22 protein-coding genes are annotated in these 19,586 nt (G+C 40.6%); 15 read left to right on the plus strand and 7 right to left on the minus strand.

The features are described from left to right. Positions 1–5 precede the first annotated feature (5 nt). A complete protein-coding gene (locus FGL37_RS17790; protein ID WP_028071275.1) occupies positions 6–1,301 on the plus strand; it encodes a hypothetical protein in 1,296 nt (431 codons plus the stop codon). A gap of 226 nt (positions 1,302–1,527) precedes the next feature. Here FGL37_RS17790 and FGL37_RS17795 read toward each other — a convergent pair whose 3' ends face one another. Beyond that, the gene (locus FGL37_RS17795; RefSeq protein ID WP_028071274.1) at positions 1,528–2,130 is read right to left on the minus strand and encodes a TetR/AcrR family transcriptional regulator; all 603 of its coding nucleotides are present in this window, start codon (positions 2,128–2,130) and stop codon (positions 1,528–1,530) included. A 105-nt stretch (positions 2,131–2,235) separates the two neighbouring features. On the opposite strand from FGL37_RS17795, the gene FGL37_RS17800 reads away from it, so the two are divergent. The 9 genes from FGL37_RS17800 (at position 2,236) to gap (ending at position 8,871) form a co-directional block, all read left to right on the plus strand. Continuing rightward, positions 2,236–2,700: a pyridoxamine 5'-phosphate oxidase family protein gene (locus FGL37_RS17800; protein ID WP_028071273.1), complete on the plus strand. Its 465-nt coding sequence runs from the start codon at positions 2,236–2,238 to the stop codon at positions 2,698–2,700. Positions 2,701–2,840: 140 nt separating this feature from the next. Continuing rightward, a complete protein-coding gene (locus tag FGL37_RS17805; protein ID WP_028071272.1) occupies positions 2,841–3,692 on the plus strand; it encodes an SDR family NAD(P)-dependent oxidoreductase in 852 nt (283 codons plus the stop codon). Positions 3,693–3,701: 9 nt separating this feature from the next. Continuing rightward, the gene (locus FGL37_RS17810) at positions 3,702–4,628 is read left to right on the plus strand and encodes a helix-turn-helix domain-containing protein (RefSeq protein WP_028071271.1); all 927 of its coding nucleotides are present in this window, start codon (positions 3,702–3,704) and stop codon (positions 4,626–4,628) included. Between the two features lie 16 nt (positions 4,629–4,644). Next, the gene (locus FGL37_RS17815; RefSeq protein WP_232048729.1) at positions 4,645–5,310 is read left to right on the plus strand and encodes an AraC family ligand binding domain-containing protein; all 666 of its coding nucleotides are present in this window, start codon (positions 4,645–4,647) and stop codon (positions 5,308–5,310) included. After that, positions 5,307–5,513, plus strand: coding sequence for a helix-turn-helix domain-containing protein (locus FGL37_RS25810; protein ID WP_232048730.1), 207 nt, complete (start codon positions 5,307–5,309; stop codon positions 5,511–5,513). Before FGL37_RS17815 ends, FGL37_RS25810 begins: the two co-directional genes overlap by 4 nt. Positions 5,514–5,593: 80 nt before the next feature. Continuing rightward, the gene (locus FGL37_RS17820) at positions 5,594–5,866 is read left to right on the plus strand and encodes a hypothetical protein (RefSeq protein ID WP_028071270.1); all 273 of its coding nucleotides are present in this window, start codon (positions 5,594–5,596) and stop codon (positions 5,864–5,866) included. 10 nt (positions 5,867–5,876) lie between these two features. Further along, positions 5,877–6,752 (plus strand): SDR family oxidoreductase, encoded by an 876-nt coding sequence (locus FGL37_RS17825; protein WP_028071269.1) that lies wholly within the window; start codon positions 5,877–5,879, stop codon positions 6,750–6,752. Positions 6,753–6,818: 66 nt separating this feature from the next. Further along, a complete protein-coding gene (locus FGL37_RS17830) occupies positions 6,819–7,856 on the plus strand; it encodes a GlxA family transcriptional regulator (protein WP_051607202.1) in 1,038 nt (345 codons plus the stop codon). A gap of 37 nt (positions 7,857–7,893) precedes the next feature. Next, the gene (gap, locus tag FGL37_RS17835; protein ID WP_028071267.1) at positions 7,894–8,871 is read left to right on the plus strand and encodes a type I glyceraldehyde-3-phosphate dehydrogenase; all 978 of its coding nucleotides are present in this window, start codon (positions 7,894–7,896) and stop codon (positions 8,869–8,871) included. A gap of 172 nt (positions 8,872–9,043) precedes the next feature. Here gap and FGL37_RS17840 read toward each other — a convergent pair whose 3' ends face one another. Further along, the gene (locus FGL37_RS17840; RefSeq protein WP_028071266.1) at positions 9,044–9,436 is read right to left on the minus strand and encodes a (deoxy)nucleoside triphosphate pyrophosphohydrolase; all 393 of its coding nucleotides are present in this window, start codon (positions 9,434–9,436) and stop codon (positions 9,044–9,046) included. 408 nt (positions 9,437–9,844) lie between these two features. Between FGL37_RS17840 and FGL37_RS17845 the strand changes: the two genes are divergently transcribed. After that, entirely contained in the window at positions 9,845–10,699 is an 855-nt protein-coding gene (locus FGL37_RS17845) for a hypothetical protein (RefSeq protein ID WP_028071264.1), read from the plus strand. Between the two features lie 106 nt (positions 10,700–10,805). Here FGL37_RS17845 and FGL37_RS17850 read toward each other — a convergent pair whose 3' ends face one another. From FGL37_RS17850 to FGL37_RS17870, 5 genes are all read right to left on the minus strand, one after another. Continuing rightward, positions 10,806–11,150: a luciferase domain-containing protein gene (locus FGL37_RS17850; RefSeq protein ID WP_232048731.1), complete on the minus strand. Its 345-nt coding sequence runs from the start codon at positions 11,148–11,150 to the stop codon at positions 10,806–10,808. A gap of 78 nt (positions 11,151–11,228) precedes the next feature. Next, positions 11,229–12,155 carry an SRPBCC family protein gene (locus FGL37_RS17855; protein WP_051607200.1) on the minus strand — a complete coding sequence of 309 codons (927 nt, stop codon included), beginning with the start codon at positions 12,153–12,155 and terminating at the stop codon, positions 11,229–11,231. Positions 12,156–13,140: 985 nt separating this feature from the next. After that, positions 13,141–13,596: a hypothetical protein gene (locus FGL37_RS17860; protein ID WP_028071260.1), complete on the minus strand. Its 456-nt coding sequence runs from the start codon at positions 13,594–13,596 to the stop codon at positions 13,141–13,143. 504 nt (positions 13,597–14,100) lie between these two features. Beyond that, positions 14,101–14,706 (minus strand): DUF417 family protein, encoded by a 606-nt coding sequence (locus FGL37_RS17865; RefSeq protein ID WP_028071259.1) that lies wholly within the window; start codon positions 14,704–14,706, stop codon positions 14,101–14,103. A gap of 65 nt (positions 14,707–14,771) precedes the next feature. Further along, positions 14,772–15,539 carry a helix-turn-helix domain-containing protein gene (locus FGL37_RS17870; protein ID WP_037534024.1) on the minus strand — a complete coding sequence of 256 codons (768 nt, stop codon included), beginning with the start codon at positions 15,537–15,539 and terminating at the stop codon, positions 14,772–14,774. A 631-nt stretch (positions 15,540–16,170) separates the two neighbouring features. On the opposite strand from FGL37_RS17870, the gene FGL37_RS17875 reads away from it, so the two are divergent. The 4 genes from FGL37_RS17875 (at position 16,171) to FGL37_RS17890 (ending at position 19,542) form a co-directional block, all read left to right on the plus strand. Further along, the gene (locus FGL37_RS17875) at positions 16,171–16,761 is read left to right on the plus strand and encodes a M60 family peptidase N-terminal accessory domain-containing protein (RefSeq protein ID WP_028071257.1); all 591 of its coding nucleotides are present in this window, start codon (positions 16,171–16,173) and stop codon (positions 16,759–16,761) included. Further along, a complete protein-coding gene (locus FGL37_RS17880) occupies positions 16,650–17,465 on the plus strand; it encodes a M60 family metallopeptidase (protein WP_138096916.1) in 816 nt (271 codons plus the stop codon). Before FGL37_RS17875 ends, FGL37_RS17880 begins: the two co-directional genes overlap by 112 nt. Positions 17,466–17,731: 266 nt before the next feature. Beyond that, complete coding sequence (locus tag FGL37_RS17885) at positions 17,732–18,478, plus strand: nucleotidyltransferase domain-containing protein (RefSeq protein ID WP_028071255.1); 747 nt, start codon at positions 17,732–17,734, stop codon at positions 18,476–18,478. Then, on the plus strand, positions 18,475–19,542 hold the full coding sequence (locus tag FGL37_RS17890) for a DNA polymerase beta superfamily protein (protein WP_028071254.1): 1,068 nt from the start codon (positions 18,475–18,477) through the stop codon (positions 19,540–19,542). Before FGL37_RS17885 ends, FGL37_RS17890 begins: the two co-directional genes overlap by 4 nt. The last annotated feature ends 44 nt before the right edge of the window (positions 19,543–19,586 follow it).

The following is a 19,586-nucleotide window of genomic DNA, read 5'->3' on the forward strand; positions in this document are numbered from 1 at the left end:
TCAAAATGAATCTGAAAAACAACTATGTATATATTTTGCTGGCCTATGCCACGAGCTGTGGCCTACTGCTCACTACATCCTGCAAGAAAGACCCGGTTTCGCCGGATCCGGAGATCAGTATCGCTATTACGCCATTGCCACGTCCGGTTGGTGTGGCTAAAGGAGAGATCTCAAGCAAATCTATCGGTGCCGCCGGGGGCACCCTTGTTTCGGCAGATGGACGCCTGCAAATTGCCATTCCTGCCGGCGCATTGACAGAAGACAAACTCATTTCGGTGCAACCGGTCGAACAGACAAATATAGCCGGTATCGGCTTGTCTTACCGATTGACGCCACATCAGCTCACATTTAAGAAAAAGGTGACGCTTAGTTTAGGACTGGAAGAAGTAGCCGAACAGATCGGTCTACCGCAGACCCTCGGATTTGCCTACCAGCAGGAGGACCAGGTCTGGAAGTACGTCGGTGCCAGTCGTGTGGATATGGTGCAAAAAACAATAAGTTACGAAACGACGCATTTCAGCGACTGGTCTTTGATGAACAAGCTGTCCTTGTCACCATACGAAGCCACCGTCGAACCGGGGCAGAGCCAGTCCGTACGTGCCCTGATCTACACACAGACCAAGTGGGACGACTTATTGACTCCGCTGACGGGTTCATCTGAAGGAGCAGAGCCAGGTTATCCCGTCGGCACACCAGCCGCTTTACCCAGTAGATTTATAGATACATGGGAACTAACGGGGCCTGGTAAGATTGTCAAAGCAGATGCGAGCACGGTGACTTATCAGGCTCCGGCAGCGATGAATGGCAGCGCTGCGGCCACCGTAAGTCTCAAATTGAAGGCGCCGCGGGCGGGAACTTATCTGTTACTTTCCAATCTGCACCTCTCCGGCAATGGCTGGATTGAACTCAGTATAGCCGGCGCCGCTCCGGTGAGATTTCCAGCGTCTTCAGCAGCAAAATCCGGTAATCAATATTTATTATCGAATCCTGAAAATGAAGGTGGTGGATACTTTTTGCTGCGCTGGAATGGGGGTGTGGGCGAATATGGGTACAGTATAGCCAATGGAGGTAACCATTTCCATTTTCAGACTTCTACAACCACCTACATGAGCCGATACCTGGATGAGATTGTCAAAGATATTGTACCCAGTGGCGGAAAGATCAATATCACTAAATTGGAGAATGGATGGGTAGAGGGGGCATTCCATGTCACGAATGCCGGATATGGTCAATTTTTAATGAGCACGACGACGGCGAATGGCCGCTTTAGAGCGAAGGTATTCGATTCAGGAAAGCGCTAATCTGTCAAAAGGGGAATATTTACAACATTCACGTCTGTCGCACAGCCACAGCGCTAACGCAAGCTGTAATATCGTTGTGTTAGTTTCTGGAAATCTAAGAGTTTGTTTCATATGTTTGTTAAAGCCCCGATCCGTCCCGGACAAGGGGCTTTTTGATTTCCCTGCAGGCGGCCCATCGTTGTTTCATATCAAAACCTTTATAAGTAACTTGTCAGTGGCATCTTTTTCATTTTAAAAATACCGGTAACAAGATTTCATCTACCATCATTTCTAGCCTCTTTTTGGTGATCATTTGAGGTCGGATCAAGTTTTCCGTTCGTATCAGGTCGTAGGGAAGCATTAAAGTTACTTCACTCGTTTGTTTGATTTGTTCACCTCTTTTTTCAGCATTTGACAATATGTTTTTTGTTGCGTTCAGGTATTTTTCAATAGCCTGTTGGTGTATTGGAAGCTCGTTTGTATCCGCTTTGTCTTGCGCTCTTAAAAAATAATAGTTGTTAATAATTTCGGTGCCAATCTCCATATATACTTTTTGGAATACAGTCAACAATTGTACAAAATCTTTTCGCAGGCTTCCATTGTCTTTTAATTCCGCGAAGAATACCCCATCAAACAGCTTTTTTGCCTTATATGCGTATATTTCCTGGAGCAAGTCAAAGGGTGTCGCCCATCTTCTGTAGAGCACTGTACGACTCGTATTGGCTTCATCGGCTATCTGCTGAAAGGTCAGGTCCGTAATCTTTACTGTGGTCGTCAGCTTCATTGTTGCATCGTACAAGCTTTCTAGTAGTTCATCGCCACGTCTCCTGCTGTTTTTAGTTTGCTCCATATAATTTTTCTATAAAGATAAAAAAAAATTAGAAACAATATGTATCTTATTTGGTTATTCTCTTTATCTTTGTTATAAGGTACAATTTGAATCTTATTTTTTAAAATGAACACAAGACAGCAACAGAATACCCTGTGTACGGACCAACTGAGAGATTTTTTCAAAAGTCATCATGACAAGTTGCTATGCACAGCGAATAAAAATGGAGAACCGTCAATCGCCTTGATGGGAACGCCACGATTAAATAGTGCAGGCAATATTGAACTGGAATTAAGCGACAACCCTTCGGTTTCACTAAACAATATTCAGGAGAATAAAGCCGTGGTGTTTTTGGTGTACGAACCCGCTGGTCGGGCAAGAGATTACAAAGGCGTGCGGATATACGCCGAAGCGATTGAAATACTAACAGAAGGTGAAAAATTAGAACATATTAGGGAGCTGCTTCGGATAAAATTTGGCGATGAACAGGCTGATGGGTTAGTGGCGACAGTGACTTTCCGCATCACAAAATTGCGGCCCATTGTGGACCGTGGCCAGCTCTGGAACGAACCGCCTTTTGCGGATGCCTAATATTTGGCCTCATCGTAGGATTGGGACCGAGTTACTATACCAAGGGGATTATTCATTTAGGCTACAATAACAGCGGTTTTGAATACATTAGTTTTTTAATTGTTGCAGACTTTTATTGGCAACAATTAAAAAACGAGAAAATGAAATTGAAAGACAAAACCTATCTAGTCACGGGTGGTACATCTGGGGTTGGAAAAGCTATTGCTACCGGCATTGCAAGGACAGGTGCCAATGTTGTCATCGTTAGCCGTAATACGTCAAATGGACAGCAAACTGTAAAAGAGATCTTGGAAAAAACAGCGAATAAAAATGTGTCCTTTGTTACGGCAGATTTAAGTTTGATGAAATCGGTTGAACAACTTAGCATGCAGTTTAAGCAACAATACAATCAACTGCACGGCTTGGTGAATGCCGCTGGGGCTTGGTATTTCAAAAAAGAAATTACTAGCGAAGGAATCGACAAATCATTTGCCATAAATTATCTAAGCCATTTTGTGCTTACAAATAACTTACTTGATTTAATAAAAGCAACCGATGATGCACGAATTGTTACTGTTGGTGGGGCACCTCGATTTTTAAAAAAGCCGAAAATAGATCTGAAGGATTTGCAGCTGACAAAATCATACAGTTGGTTTAGAGCTACCAATCTCGCCATGTTCGCCAGAGTTTACTTTGGCTTTGAATTAGCCGACAGGTTACAAAATACTCCGGCAAGCTCAATGCTATTTCACCCCGGATTCGTAAAATCAAATCTCGGAAAGGGGACCACTCCGTGGTGGCTAAAGCTACTATTTTCATTGTCGTCCGACGTTAGAAATGCACCTGAAAGCTGTGAAAGCGGAGTATATGTAGCGACAAAAGAAAATGCAAAATCCGCAAACGGAAAATTCTTTGACGAAAAAAATAACATCATTGAACTCCGGGACAAATTTAAGAAATCAATAGGTAACGAATTATGGCTATTGAGTGAGCAACTTACAGCAAAAAAGTAACTTTGTGATATGGCACATACAAAACCACAACGAATTAAGTCAATCGGTGAGTTTCATCGGTTTAGAGGGTTGCCTCAGCCCGCACATCCGTTGATTAGTGTCCTCACAATGGACGATCTCATTGGACACCCCGGTCAAATCGGTATGAATGTTATATTTGACTTTTATTTTATTGCTTTGAAGCGTGTGAAAGGAGTGAAGTATAAATACGGACAATCACATTACGATTTTGAAAATGACGGGGTACTGTTTTTTATGTCGCCCAATCAGGTGCTCGAACTTGAAATCGCTGAAGACAGAAAATCCAAAGAACTATCTGGTTGGATGCTACTGATTCATCCGGATTTTATCTGGAACACGCCACTTGCGAAAAACATTAAGCAATATGCATTTTTTGATTATTCCGTAAATGAAGCGTTGTTGTTATCAGAAAAAGAAGAAAAGATACTTAACGGCATTATTGAAAACATACGGGAAGAATATTACTCCAATATAGATAAGTTTAGTAAACAAATCATCGGTACATATATTGAGAATTTGCTTAGCTATTCAGAACGATTTTACAATCGTCAATTTATTACAAGGGAAAAAGCCAATCATCAAATTTTGGAAGGTTTGGAAAAACTGTTAACAGATTACTTTAGCAGTGATGATCTGGCAATTAGAGGTCTACCATCTGTTCAATATGTTTCGGAACAACTGAATGTCTCATCAAGCTATTTGGGTAGTGTACTGCGCGTGGTAACAGGTCAAAGCACGCAGCAGCATATACACGATAAATTGATAGAAAAAGCTAGAGAAAAACTTTCCACCACTAACTTATCCGTTAGTGAGATCGCCTACGAATTGGGATTTGAACATTCACAGTCATTCAGCAAACTCTTCAAGACGAAGACTAAAATGAGTCCTTTGGAGTTTCGGCAATCATTTAACTGAAAAAGCGAATTACCTCATGCCCCCAACCAAAAACATATTTGTAAATCCAATGACTGACAGGTTCAGTCTAGGTATTGCTATTGAAAAAATCAGTGTTAAAAAAGCCGATTTCAAAGCGGAAGAGCACTGCCGGGAAGCGACACAACCACATCGGGATGAAGGCCATACATTTTATATCCTTCAAGAGGGAACTATTACGATAGAAATTGATTTTCAGCAATACGAGATCAAGGCACCAACGGTTGTCTATATGCATCCAAACCAAGTGCATCGCATTTTGGATTTCACTCCTATGAATATTTGCTCTTTGGCAGTCAAAAATGAAAACGTAAACCCAGACTACCTTTCATTTTTGGAAGAACTTGCACCTGCAAAACCATTAGAACTGACAGATAATATCTGCACAGACATTTTTGAAACGTTTTCCCTTTGTCTAAAGTTTTCAGGACAACACAATAATAAACTGTATTATCCACTGTTGAAAGATAGTAGTAATACTTTAATCGCCTTAATTATTTCTGCGTTTTTGAAGCAAAACACTGTGTCAAACAAATCGTCAAGAGCTGAGTTGATCACAAAATCATTCAAGCGCCTATTAGAGATCAATTACGGCACAATAAAACGGCCGGCCGAATACGCGAAACAATTAAATATATCCACTCATTATTTAAATGAAGTGTGAAAGATGTTACAGGTCAGACTGTTTCGCAGCATATTCAGGACAGAGTTATTTTGGAAGCAAAGCGGTTGCTTTATCACTCCGACAAATCGGTTAAAGAAATCGCATTTGAATTAGGCTATGACGATTATCCTTATTTTTCAAGACTTTTTGCCAAAAATACAGGTATCTCTGCATTGGCTTTTCGAAATAAAAGGTACGATTAGTCCAATACTTGCCCCGATCGGGCATTTCTATTTGTTTTCATACTGGCCAATTTTGTACCATTAAGTTTGAAACGTAAGCAATGGAACAAAACAAAAAAGTGCTTATCTCGGGAGCAAGTTTTGCAGGCCTGACAACAGCTTACTGGCTGGTTAAAATGGGCTTCGGTGTGACTGTCTCAAAAGGGAATTTTGTATTGGCTTTCGAGGCATATAACAACGGCCTGCGGCCATTGATAGAGGAAATTCAAACTGCTGCTGTCAAAATGTTAGACAATTTGCTCCCCCGTACTGAGCAAGAAGTGAGACTGAGGAACCGAAACGGATTTTCGTTTAATAACGATCATTTATCTTAATATAAACACTATGATTTTAGTAACAGGTGCAACCGGTAATTTAGGTAAGGCCACCATCAATTCTTTATTGAACAAGGGAATACCAGCAAGCAATATTGCAGCCTTGGTAAGGGACGAATCCAAATCAGATGAATTTAAATCAAAAGGTATTCAGGTGCGGCTCGGCGACTACCAGAAGTTTGAGTCTTTAACAAGTGCATTCAAAGATGTGGACAAGCTGCTGCTGATATCTTCCTCAGCAGAAATAGTCCACAGGTTTGCGCAGCATAAAAACGTAATTGATGCTGCTAAAGAGAGAGGCGTCGGCCATATAGTTTATACCAGTTTTGCCATGAAAGATTTGCGTCGAAGTTTAATGGTTGAGGACGTGCAATACCATGCTGACACAAGTGATTATCTAAAACAACTAGCTGTACCTTATACCTTGATGGCTAATACGATGTACGCGGACATGATTCCCATGTTGTCTGGAAACAATATACGCGAATTGGGGGTTGCTATCCCAGCCGGAAATGGTAGAGTGCCTTTTTTACCCATACAAGAAATGGCTGAAACGCTAGCAGTTGTCCTTACTACCTCTGGCCATGAAAACAAAGAGTATGTCATCGCTGCAGACAACGATGTCTCGTTCGCTGATATAGCGGGACTGATGTCAGATATTCTTGGCAAGCAGGTCGATTATAACCAACCGCGGGTAGATGCATACATTGCGCGGTTTGTGCAGAATGGGTTTCCGGAAGATGATGCAGCCTATCTGGCACGGTACACGGTGGCAATTGCCAGAGGAGAATTTGAGACCAATAAAAGTGATGTCAAACGATTACTGGGCAGAAGTCCAATATCTTTGAAGGATTTTTTGCTAAGCATACACTCCCCGCAGGCATAGATTAATGTCCTAAATTGTATAAAATATGTCCTTTGAGACATTGTTATTGCTTCGTACATTTGAAGTATGAGCGATAAAAGATTGAACAGTACGGTAAATCCATTGCAAAAAAAAGTTGTGATTGTTCCGATGTCAGGAGCGACTTTGCTGCATTTTTCAGGTCCTGTTGATGTATTTACCAATGCTAACAGGTGTTTGAGTCTATTAGGCTCAGCACCTGGGTATGAAGTTATCCTTGCTTCTCCGACGTCCGACAGACGGATACCCACATTGGCAGGAGCCCAGTTGTCCTGTACGTATAGTGTACAGGATATTTTGTCCCCTATAGACATCCTGATTATTGCTGGTAATGATTTTAATTCCCTTTCTCGAGCCCAGTACGCCGATCTATGTAAATGGATATCTGCCCTGCATGAGAAAGGGGACAACCGTATCGCTTCTGTTTGTGGAGGAGCGTTTGTGTTGGCGGAGGCCGGATTATTGAACGGCAAAAAGGCGACGACCCATTGGCAGTTGCGTGAGCGTCTGAAAAAAGAGTATCCTCTGGTGGAGGTAAATACAGATCCCTTTTACACCGGTGATGGCCGGATATATACCTCTGGCGGAGTTTCATCCGGAATAGATCTTGCACTCGCTCTGGTAGAAGAAGATTATGGGAAGGACCTTGCCATTCAGGTTGCCCGCAGGTTGGTATTTTATCTGTCCCGATCAGGCTCACAGTCACAGTTTGGCAACCTGCTTCCTCAATATGAAAGTACCAACGTCGCGTATAAGATCACCGAGTGGCTCAAAGGAAACCTTTCCGGAGCTATCGATGTCACAAAAATGGCAGAATACCTAAATATGAGCCCTAGAAACCTCAACCGTGTTTTCAACAGAGAGATAGGTTTGCCACCTTCCAAGTTTATGGAAAAGTTGCGTGTAGAAATGGCCCGGAAGTATCTGGAAGATACCGATATGCCGATCGAAAATATCGCTGACAAATGTGGGCTGAGCAATCTGGTGACTATGCGTCGTATATTCCTTAGGCACTTAAAAGTGACACCATCAGATTACCGTCGTGCATTCCGGACGTCACTTCATGCAGCGCCTTCCTCAATATAGTAATGAAAATAGTTATAACAAATTAAAAGTTAACGATATGAGAGTAGCAATTAACGGATTCGGTAGGATAGGCCGAATGACACTACGGGCATTACAGGATAAACCAGAAATAGAAGTCGTAGCGATAAATGATTTAGCGGATATCAGCACATTGACACATCTGTTTAAATACGATACAGCCCATGGTCGTTTTGAAGGGCCAGTGAACAGTGACCAAGATGCCCTTGTTATCAATGGCAGACGAATACAGTTCTTTTCTGAGCGGGGACCAGAGAAACTACCCTGGAAAGATCTGGCGATTGACGTTGTCATTGAATCCACAGGCCACTTTACCGATAAAGTGTCTGCACAGGCACATATCGATGCAGGAGCACAAAAAGTTCTGATCACAGCCCCTGCATCAGGAGGTGTTAAAACTATTGTCCATGGTGTGAATGATGATATCATCGGCGGCGATCAGATCTATTCTACAGCATCATGTACTACAGGTTGTATTGCGCCGATTTTAGCAATTCTGGAAAGAGAATTTGGAATAGAATCTGGTTTCATGGTCACTGTACATGCATTTACTGCCGATCAGAACTTGCAAGATGCACCACATAAAGATCTCAGAAGAGCGCGCGCTGCCAGCTATTCCATTATTCCGACAACTACTGGAGCCGCCAAAGCCATTGGTGATGTGCTGCCGAGTCTGAAGGGCAAAATGGACGGATATTCTTACCGCGTTCCAGTGATTGATGCATCTATTGCCGACCTGTCCATTAATCTAAAAAAAGAAGTTACCGCTGCTGAACTGAACGATCTGTTTAAATCTTATGCAAAAGGGGCGATGAACGGTATTCTTGAATACACCGAAGAACCTTTCGTTTCCGCTGACATTCTTGGTAATACACATTCTTCGATTGTAGATGGAAGTTTGACTAAGGCTCAAGGTAAATTAGTGAAAGTGGTTTCTTGGTATGACAATGAGGTCGGTATATCGCACCGCATCGCAGAATTGGTTTCGCTGCTATAAAAAGTAAATGTTTCTAAAAGTTGTTTGGTACAGTGAGATAATGCTAGTTTAGAAAAGGCATACGTACCGAACAACTTTTTAAAATTCATTGGCTTTTCAAGTTACTGGAGAACAAATGCTTAACGGCTTTTTTCATGTAAAAAAAAATCTGTGCCAAGCCAGCTGCTCAAATTTACCTAAATAGTCGGTGGAGGCAATATTCCTGTACAATAGGCAGATCCGCTTCGGCCCAGTCATATTCTGGCAGTTGAGGTATCTCTACCCATTTTGCCTGTACATGTTCTGTAACTTTCAGTTCTCCAGCTGTTAGTCTGCATACAAAAGGGTAGAGCCTTAGTGAGAAGCCGGGGTAGTGGTGCTCTACCACCGTCAGCGCTCTTTCTATGACGATATCGATATTTAGTTCTTCTTTGATTTCTCTGCGCAGGCAGTCTTCTTTAGATTCACCGGTTTCAATCTTTCCGCCGGGGAATTCCCATTTCAGCGGGAGCTTCATTGCGGCAGATCGTTGACAGATCAATATTTTCTCATCGTGTTCGATTATAGCGCAGGTTACTTGTAGCATCGTGCTTTAAAGTTAATCATTTTTCTGTTAATAGCATACAGATCGTACGGAGAAAAAATAAGAATTGCCGCATATACCTGTTATATTACCTCTGTTAGTTTGTTCCTGCATAATGGGTGTAACTTCTGTTGAGGGGCCTCACAGCAGTTTGGACAGAACGATAATAATTGAGTCTGCCAGCAGTTTAGCTGAAGCAAGGTTTGCTTTGTTTTTAAAAGAAAGCGGTTTATTTTTACAACAGAATTTCGTCTAAAAATTTTATCTTTACGAAAAGGAGACCAATTCATTAGGTCGGCCTCAATTATATCCGACATGTTTAAAATAAAAAAAAAATTTCTATTGTCTTTGTGGTCTGTCTGTTCTTCCTGGGGTTGGGGATTAATGATGTTACCCATAATTTAATACAGTATGGTTAAGAATCTTATTTTTATCTTATTCCTTGCTTTGTCAGTCAACACATTTGGACAGACAGCTACGGATTCTCAGGCGGAGAAATATATGAGACTAACATTGTCAAGTAAAAAAGATTTGGGCAACAACAATATATTGAGCATACATTATGGCTTTAATGCAGATACTGTGTCTCAGGTTATTGTGAAACCGGTAGATAATGAGGAGTATTTGAATCCAGAATTTCTTAAAGGCGGTATGAAGCAACGTTTCAAATATTTCGATTTTGGTTTTGAAGGTGATCGTTTAGTTTTTCAAAAAGAATTTAGTCATGTGGAGATTCCCTCAGCTCCAAGATTGGAATGGTTAGGTGAACATAGTAAATTAATTGGCCACCATAAGCACAGGTTATTGTCGATTAGTTTATTTAGAGATAGCACTGTATTTTTCTTTACTACAGACTCGCTGCTAAAACCCATGTTTTGGGGAGAGCCGGCGCGATTCAACGGCAATTTAGGTTTATTAGAAACTAAAATATCAAAGCTGATGGAGGATGTACATGTAGAAACAGATATCGACTCCATTGTGGTTTTTAGGGCTATAGTAATTGCGGGCGAAACCCGTAATCAGGACAAATTACAACTCGACAAATTGATTTACGGCGAGGAAACCGCATTTTCCAAGATAGTACGTCAGGTTTTGAGCGATACAAATAATAACTCTGATAGACCAAGCCATTCCAATTGGGTAGCTGCGACCAATGTCAGTGCTAGGCCTCAAACGACACGTATCAAAATTTTTGCATGGCTAAAGCCTAACGGGTTGGTGAAGTTGGAACTTCCATCTAAATTGCAAAATTGGACAGGCGATTAGGTTCGCGAAAATCACTCTTTTCCAACATCGGTTCCCAGATCAAAAAAACATCGCGATACCGTTTTATTGATGTACATACCGATATCCTTATAGTTGATCATCTATTCTACTTTTGTTTGGCTCGTTCGTAAGCGTTGCTTAAGAGATGACATGCATAGGTTACGTCCTGTTGATGCTGAAGGTGAAAACTTATCCATCCTGAATTTTTAAATACATGATGGTCCCTAATTTTTCCTTCAGTCATGAGCGATCGTTTTAGCTCTTTATTTAATAAGATGTCCAATAAGCCATTGCTATGGACATGTGCGAATTCCTGTCCTCCGTAATTAAACTGAGTGCCACCATATTTATGTATCCCCACTGTAGTACCGGGCATTCGCGAGACGTTTTCTTCCAGCTCATCGATCCAATCCAGTAGTTCAGGTTGGGTAAAGAACAACCAGAGTCTCATGAGACTATCAAATATAATGGCGCATAAAGGGATATCCTTTAAAAAGCCCAGTCTTTTCACTACGAAAGAAAACATACATTACTTCTCGCTTAAAAATTTAATATGCTCCATGACTCTGAAATGCACATTCCTGGTGATACTTTCAGCCCAGAGATCGTAGTACCAGGTAGGGAAAACACGTAATTTATACCAGCTGTTCCCAATGAGAGTGGTGGTACCATTTCCATTGTCCCTCAAAATAAATTCACCTTTTTTTATATCTATATGCCCCATAATTTCAGGGTCTTTTGGCTGATCAATAATATCAAAAATTAAATTTTTATTGATGTCAAATTTCACAATCTTTTCATCAAAGACATATCCATTACTAAAAATACATTTTCGGTTTGCGCCCAGTTTATGCTCGCTTACCATGGTGGCCATGGGGCTCGGCATTCCGATCTTAAAGAGCCAGTAGTTTTCCTTCTCGGCTATAGGATCGAAAGCCACCACATGTTGCCATACTTCCTCTGGACCAGAATTGATCAGGATCTCATCAGAAACCATATTTTCATGATAGTGGTCGCTCAAGGAATCAACAATGAAAATTCCAAGTAGCAGACTCAAAACACTTATATTCAATGTTTGATTTTTCCTGTCAAACACTGCCCTTCCAATAAAGGCACCCGAAATGATAAAACCAAAAATAAGAGGCGAGACAATCAGCAGGCAGATAAAACCTTCGCCTAAGAAGAAAAAACTCATTAGGATAGCGATAAAACCGTTCAGGATAGAATATCCAGTTATTTGTTTTCCTTTTATTCTAATGTCTTTCCAATACCAAGCAGTGATCATACCCATCAGCATCGGAATAATCACAAACTCTGAAAAAACTAGTGTACCGCTTTCATTAGGTATCAGTGCGGACTGGATACCAATGACCAGCAGTGCGAAAATGTTGGCTATCAAAATTCCCTGAACTGTTTTGGAATTTACAGCTTTAAACAGTGTCTCTTTGAAATTCATTGCGTTCGGTCGTTTATTTGGATATATTAAAACTGAGGTTAAAGTAAATTTTTATGAGCGTTAAAACTGGTTAATCAACTTCGTTTAAAAAGACGATGCATAGTGTTTAAAGTTAATTGTTTTTTTTCTGTTTATACCCTGAAACGCGCACTTTTTACACAAAAAATCCCTGTATTTCTTTCTCAATCATTTACGAAAATTTATAAGGGCCTTTATGACGATTGTAAATTAAAGACTTTTTATCCTTTGCAACCAAATATATTAACACTATTGGTGGAAATTTTAAAAAGGTGGCATTGCACGTCCCGAGGCGTAAAGAATTATTTACTTTATAAATCTATTAGCCTACATTCTGAGAAAGTAAAACATCAAGCCGCCTAGTTAGATAGTTATACAGAACCAAATTAAACAGTAGCCTCATATCATTTAGAATCAACTGTGAATTCAAGATAGTTATTTCTATTGGAGAAACTGCAAAAGGATCTACCTAATTAATTTGTAATAACGCCAACTTAAACACTTGAGAGACGGAACAAATCAAAAATAAAAAGTCAGGTATCCGATAATGATTAATAAGATTTTTGCTCTTCTTCTCTTTTGTATATATACAAAAGTAATAGTACGATATGAGGACAAATAAGACAACTATTTTCAGAATATTCACAAGATTAGCGTCGTTTTTAACCATTAGGGTCAGGATTGCTAGCGAATATATTATCGCTCTTATTTGAAGAACTGTTAAGATCATTTTGATCGGATTGAAAACTAAAAAATATAAAAATAGAAGTGTAATTAAAAGCTATCTTTTATTTCAAGATTTGGTGTATAGTAAAAATAGTACTTCAATGTTAAGATGCAGCAACGTACACGTTAAAGTATTATTAAGTAAACTAGTAAATCAGCAATCGAGGATTTGGAAGCATTTATAGCACTCTTATTAGCATCCCCGACGTCCCGTTACACTAGAGAGAGTACTTTTATCGGTTTATAAATATTTTAAAATTCGATTTTCAAATAGTTCTTTTTCATGTCGATTATTGAAGTAGTTGAAATCTCTGTTCATCAATCGTATCATACCATTATTTTTATTGGTAAATCGGTATAATGAAATGTTGGTATGACTTCCAAAGCCTCTTATCAATACTTGAACAATTTCATCTCGATCTGTATAATAAAAGTCGATTTTTTTCCAGTGACCAGTAAAGTCAGGCGCTAGTACTAATTGTGTCGTATCGTTAAAAAGGCTGGGATTTAAACGATGGAGTTTTCCTAGGTTAATTTCGACATCTTCGATTGAGTGATCTATCTTCCACGTTTCGACAAAAGGATAGGAGCCACTGAAGCTACCGACCCGTCTTCTGGCTAATTCCCAGATGAGGATGATTACAGTAGTAGTAAGTAGAAAAATAACTACTTTAACAAGGACTTTGGACTTTAACATGATTTAAAAATAAATTATGATCAATTGCCGCTAGTATTACCAAAAAATGATTCAATCGCTATTACTCATCGCGCATATTTAACACCAAAAGGATATCATTTGCCTTTATGAATTTGATTGAAGTGATGTTCGAAGTGCGATACATAATCGTTCACCAGATACTCCAGCGTATAACCGTTGGCTTTTCTACATAATATCTGAGGAGTTAGGGGACATGCAGGTCATCCTGTTCCACGATTCTAACGTATAGAGTTTTAAGCGATGACATATTTACTCTGTTTGTTGATGTTGTTAAGTTAAAAAATAATATCGTTCGGTTTTAAAAAAATTGCTATGAGACATCCCCTGAACAATAATTATCACTGAAACAAAAACAAGAGAGAAAGATCTCTGCCGAAACGCTCGGTTTCAGTGATGGCGTATCTAAGGTGATGGTTCACCCACAAGAGTTATCATGTGATGTTAAAGATAGCACTGTTTCCTCAATGATAAACTGTTTTGTACCTACAATTTTTCCAGAATGGATCTGGCGGAATTGGCAGCGATGATCAATCCCCCGGCCAACATGATAATATCTTTTAGCACAAGTCTTCCGGCGCCTGAAAGGTAGGGGAAGCCGAAATTTGGGGTCGGAAAATCACCGCCCAGATTGGGGATATAGACTTCAGGTGTGCTAATTAGGAAAGATAGGGTCGTAATCGACATGCCTATGGTCAATAGCCCCCCGATTAGTCCAATCTTGGGAAACCAGATACCAAGGAGGACGAAGACTCCGATAAGGCATATTACGGCCCCCAAACCATAGGAAAAAGTGTAGGTGCCATTTGCCTGATGCCAATCTATGTTTTTCTGTACCGTTTTACCCTCTGGATTTTTATATAGCGTGTATTCGGGTACAGTTTGGTTTTTGCTGTTTTGGGCAAGATTGTCGCTTTTCTTGTAAAAGAAAGACATCAATGGACTGTTTATCACGAAGGGTACGATTCCTTCGGCCTCGTAGGAAAAGGCCTTTAAGCCGCCGATCCATGCCATAACCACAAATATGGCAATACGTATAAAATGAATCGATTTGTCCTGTATGGACGCTAATACCAAAAGTGCTTTGTTCATATGTATATGCTTTATATAGATACAAAGCTAGCCGGTTTCCTTTAGGATGAAATGGACAGATAAGGTTAATCAATGGACTTTTCAGCCACGATGGAAATGCCGACCTTCCTGCGATAATAGAAGGGTGAAACACCAACTTCTCTTTTGAAATACCGGCTGAAATAGAATTCGTCTTCAAAGTTTAACTGATAAGCAATCTCTTTGATCGACAGATAACTCAGGTGCAGCATCTTTTTTGCTTCCAGGATTACCCTTTCCTTAATAAGCTGTGAAGGAGCCTTACCAAAACGGTATCTGACTTTTTTACTGAAAGCATTAGTCGAGAGCGCAAACAAGTCGGCGTAGAAGCTTACCGATCGCTCTGTGATGAAATGTTCGTCCAGCAGAGGTTGAAATCGGGAGATTGGATCTGGGGACAATTCACCTGTCAACATCTCCGGTAGGATTTTGCTTTTTTCCTTGCTGCTGATGGCCAGAATGAGCTGTAGATAAGAACGGAGCACCGAATCGACGAAGGGATCTTCCGGATGATTATTCATTTCCCTTTCCATTCGTTGTAACAACTCCTTGATTTCGCCAAAGGTTGATTGCCCTATTGGGAAGTAAGGTTTTTCATAAATATTATTGAACAGAAGCCCATTGCAGGCCACTTCTTTCTTGTGGTATTCAATGCAGTAATAATCACCGTGAAATTTCAGCACCTGAATTTGAACGTTTTGGCCATTTAACCATTTTAGATGTTGATAAGGGCTTAGAAACAATAGGGTGTTACCTGAAGAAGAATAATCTACAAAATCGACAGCAAATTCTGCATCGCCAGCGAACAGGAGCATATGGTAATAGGCGGAGCTGTAGTCCTCAAAAAAACTATTACTGGTTATGCTTTCTATGGCGATTAGTTTATCGATGACTTTCTAGACTTTAATTGAAACAAGCTTAACAAAACTAAACATTATTTTGAACTTGACAGGGCGCCATCGAACCTATTTTTGACGCCCTATGTCTCATGTATATGTTCACATTTACAAGCCTACCGGTTTTTTCATCCACGTAGGTTTTGTATACTTCTTTTCGCAGACTTACTGTTAAGGATATTAATGTTATTAATAGTAAATTTTACGTTGTTTTATGTTATTATGTTTATTATACACGATAACGTTTGCGATTGTTGCGCAATCGATTGCTGAGATTTCTTGTGAATATTCCTTTTATATTCGTCACAGATTATAATCCTACGGATAATTGTTATTAAAAGTTTTAAACCGCCGTTTTGATGAAAAAAGGAACGAAACCAGATGTTTGCTCGTCTGTCACATTATTGGGGCACATCTGGTATTGGAACCCGACTTGAAACAAAATTCCGGATGGGAGACAGGACAATAATTTAATTAATACCATTCATAAACTTAATTGAAAACCAATGAAAAAAACATCTTTTATGTAATCGCAATTTGCTTTGTTAGCATGTTATCCTCCTGTAAAAAGGATGGCGGTTGGATGCATCCCGTTCCTTCTGATCCGGATCCGGTGAAACTGGCCATTGCGGACAGTGTCCAAACATTCAGAGTGACGCCATCGGCGTCTACAGAAGCCGATCGAATGCAATTCAGGGGTAATCATAATGATATGCAGGCAACAGGATTTTATGTTGCCCCAAACAGTACGATAACCGTAACCGTTAAAGTCAACGCTGGTACAACAGGCGCCCGACTCGCCATCGGTACTCCATTTAGGGATAATATCAGACCTGTGAGGCAATATTTAGACTTACAACCGGGCACACAATCCTTTACAGTGGATCAATACGGAGGCTTAGTTTATGTGATTTATACAGCCAATAATTATACAACAACAGGTGAAATTGAACTTACTTTCGGCGACGGATTTATTCCAGTACCCTATTTTCAAAAGGGAAAACAACACATGGTCAATGGGTTGCGACATTGGACTCACTTAAGAACGTTGCTCCAGATGTGGTGTTTTCTTCCGACCGTACAATTATGGTGGCCAACATGGATGAAGCTCTTCTTTATAAGGGGGAGGATCAACAGTTGATAGTGGATAGATTGGATTCTATCATTGATTTTTCAAATCGTATAAGCGGCCTGAGTGGTACAAGCGGCGTGCATGCTACCCCTTATAATAAACATCTGATTACAGTTAGAGATTCTGCGTCTGGTGGATATATGGCGGCAGGGATTTCCATTTATTACACAGAAGCATTGTCTTATAGGATGCTACAGCCTAAATACCTTTCGAACACGAATGGATGGGGTATCTGGCATGAAGTAGGACATACCTATCAACAGAAAGCTTGGACCTGGGGCAATTTGACGGAAACCACAGTCAATGTGTACTCCCTGGCAAGTGAGCGAGGTTTTGGTCTTCCTATTAGTCGTGTTACTGCAAATAATGCATGGCCTAAACTGGATGCGTTTTTCCAGCAACCTATTACTGAACGTGATTTCAATGCGGGCAGCAATGACATGAAGATGATTATGTTCCATCAACTATGGTTAGCATTTGGTGATGATCTGTATATTAATTTGAGCAAGGCCACACGTGACAACCGTCCTACTGTATCTACAGATGCAGCAAAAATGCGTTATTTTATGCTGTCAGCTTGTCAATTTTCACAAAAAGACCTGTCAGACTTTTTTAGAAAATGGGGATTTAGGGTTGATGAGTCTGTTTATACAGAAATAGCCAATCTCAATCTTCCGATACCGGATCAGGATGTTACGGCATTGAGGGATTAAAACATCATTTTCAGTAGTTAGTGATTGGGTACATGATAATTCGTGTACCCTTTGTTGGTAAGAAACGACGTCTATGCGTCTTTGTCTAACTACGTACGCTATCTACGTACTTTAACTACTTTTGTCTAACGCTTTCTTTTGTTAAGAAAAATATCTGGCTGATACTAAGGTTTTTACTGTTATTTTTGCTCTTATTTTTTGTTGCGCAAAAAAGCTTCGGTGCCCCTTTTGATCTTTGTGTCAATGTATAATTAAAGCATGAAGACATGAAAACAAATATCATCAATAAACTAAAGGAAATCGAAGCAGGCGAGGGGATACGGATGCTTTTTGCCTGTGAATCAGGAAGCCGGGGCTGGGGCTTTCCGTCAATCGACAGCGATTACGATGTTCGGTTCATTTATGTGAGAAAAACGGAAGACTACACCCGCTTATTTCCGCTGGCTACGGAAATGCGGTTTCCCCTAGTCGATGACCTTGATATAGGAGGCTGGGATCTACGTAAAGTACTTACACTATTGTATAAGAGTAATGTCAGCCCATTTGAATGGATCCAGTCGCCAGTCGTTTATTACGAGGTTGATGGATTCAAAACAAGTTTTATCGCAATGATCAAAAATTATTTTGACCGCCGTAGGCACGCTCATCATTATTTGGGTATTGTCCGTAGCAAAGTTGAAGATCTTCGACGCGAGAATATGAAGCTCAAAAGCTTATTTTATATCTTGCGGTCTCTACTTGCAGCAGAGTGGTGTGTTAGCCGCAGCGCTTATGCTCCCATGACCTTGGCAGAACTGGGCGTGCTGTTACCTGCGAGCGTTAAGACTGAAGTGGGGGAATTACGTCAACTGAAGGGCTCGGTGGATGAAGGATTTACATACAGTTGTTCAGTATCCATGAGGAGCTACATGGAGACGCAGCTGACAAAGTTGGAGGATCAAGTAAAACGTCTTCCAGTCTCAGCATCGGATAAAGAAGGACTTGAGCATTACTTTAGAACGCTATCAAAATGACTATAAACGAACTTAGAGATCGCGGGCTGATCCTGTATGAGGCAGTTGTCGGCAGCAGGGCGTACGGATTGGACACAGCGTCTTCTGATACCGATATCAGAGGTGTATTTTATCTACCGCTGGAATATTACCTAGGCAATCAATATATTGCCCAGGTTGCAAATGCCAGTAATGATGAAGTCTATTATGAGCTAGGACGCTTCGTAGAACTCCTTTCAAAGAGTAATCCTAATATATTGGAGCTTCTGGCCAGTCCTGCCGACTGCATATTATACCGGGATCCTATATTTGACCAATTTAAGATTCAGGATTTTATCACACAGGAGGCAGCTACGAGCTTTGCTCAATACGGGATGGTACAAGTGCGCAAGGCAAAGGGACTGAATAAGAAAATCAACAATCCGATGGATCGTGCGCGCAAAAGTTTGCTGGATTTCTGCTTCATCATAGCTGGTGACCGTAGTGAGCCGTTGAGCATGTGGTTAAGCAAGCGGCAGTGGAAACAGGAAAACTGTGGTTTGGTCAAGATCGACCATGCAAAGGGAATGTATGCTCTGTTTTATGACCAGGCTCAGACCATGAATTATAAAGGTATCGTGGCTACAATGGAGAGTCATGAGGTTTCATGCAGTGCTATCGGCAAGGAACAGGCACTTTGTGCGTACCTTTTTGTTAATCATGACGCATATTCTTCTTATTGCAAGGCCTATCGTGAATATTTTAGCTGGGTATCTGAGCGCAATGAAAACCGTTTTCAAGGCACAATGCAACATGGCGGGGGCTATGACGCCAAAAATATGATGCATACCCTCCGTCTGCTGCAGCAGACAAAAGAGATCTTGTCTGACGGCAAGCTGAATGTACGTCGACTCGATAGGGAAGAGCTCCTGCGTATCAAGAGTGGCGTCTTTACCTATGATGAGCTTTTTATACGGGCTCAAAAGCTTTTTCAGGAGGTTGAAGAGCTTTCCTTGCACAGTTTACTGCCGGCAGCACCGGATCAGGTGAAACTGAGGCGACAATTGGTGGTAATGCGTAAATATCTTTATCAGATCAAAATTTAAGAGACAATTTAGGTCTGAATATTAGCTGCTTTTAATTTAAAGTC

Source organism: Sphingobacterium thalpophilum, assembly GCF_901482695.1.
GTDB lineage: Bacteria > Bacteroidota > Bacteroidia > Sphingobacteriales > Sphingobacteriaceae > Sphingobacterium > Sphingobacterium thalpophilum.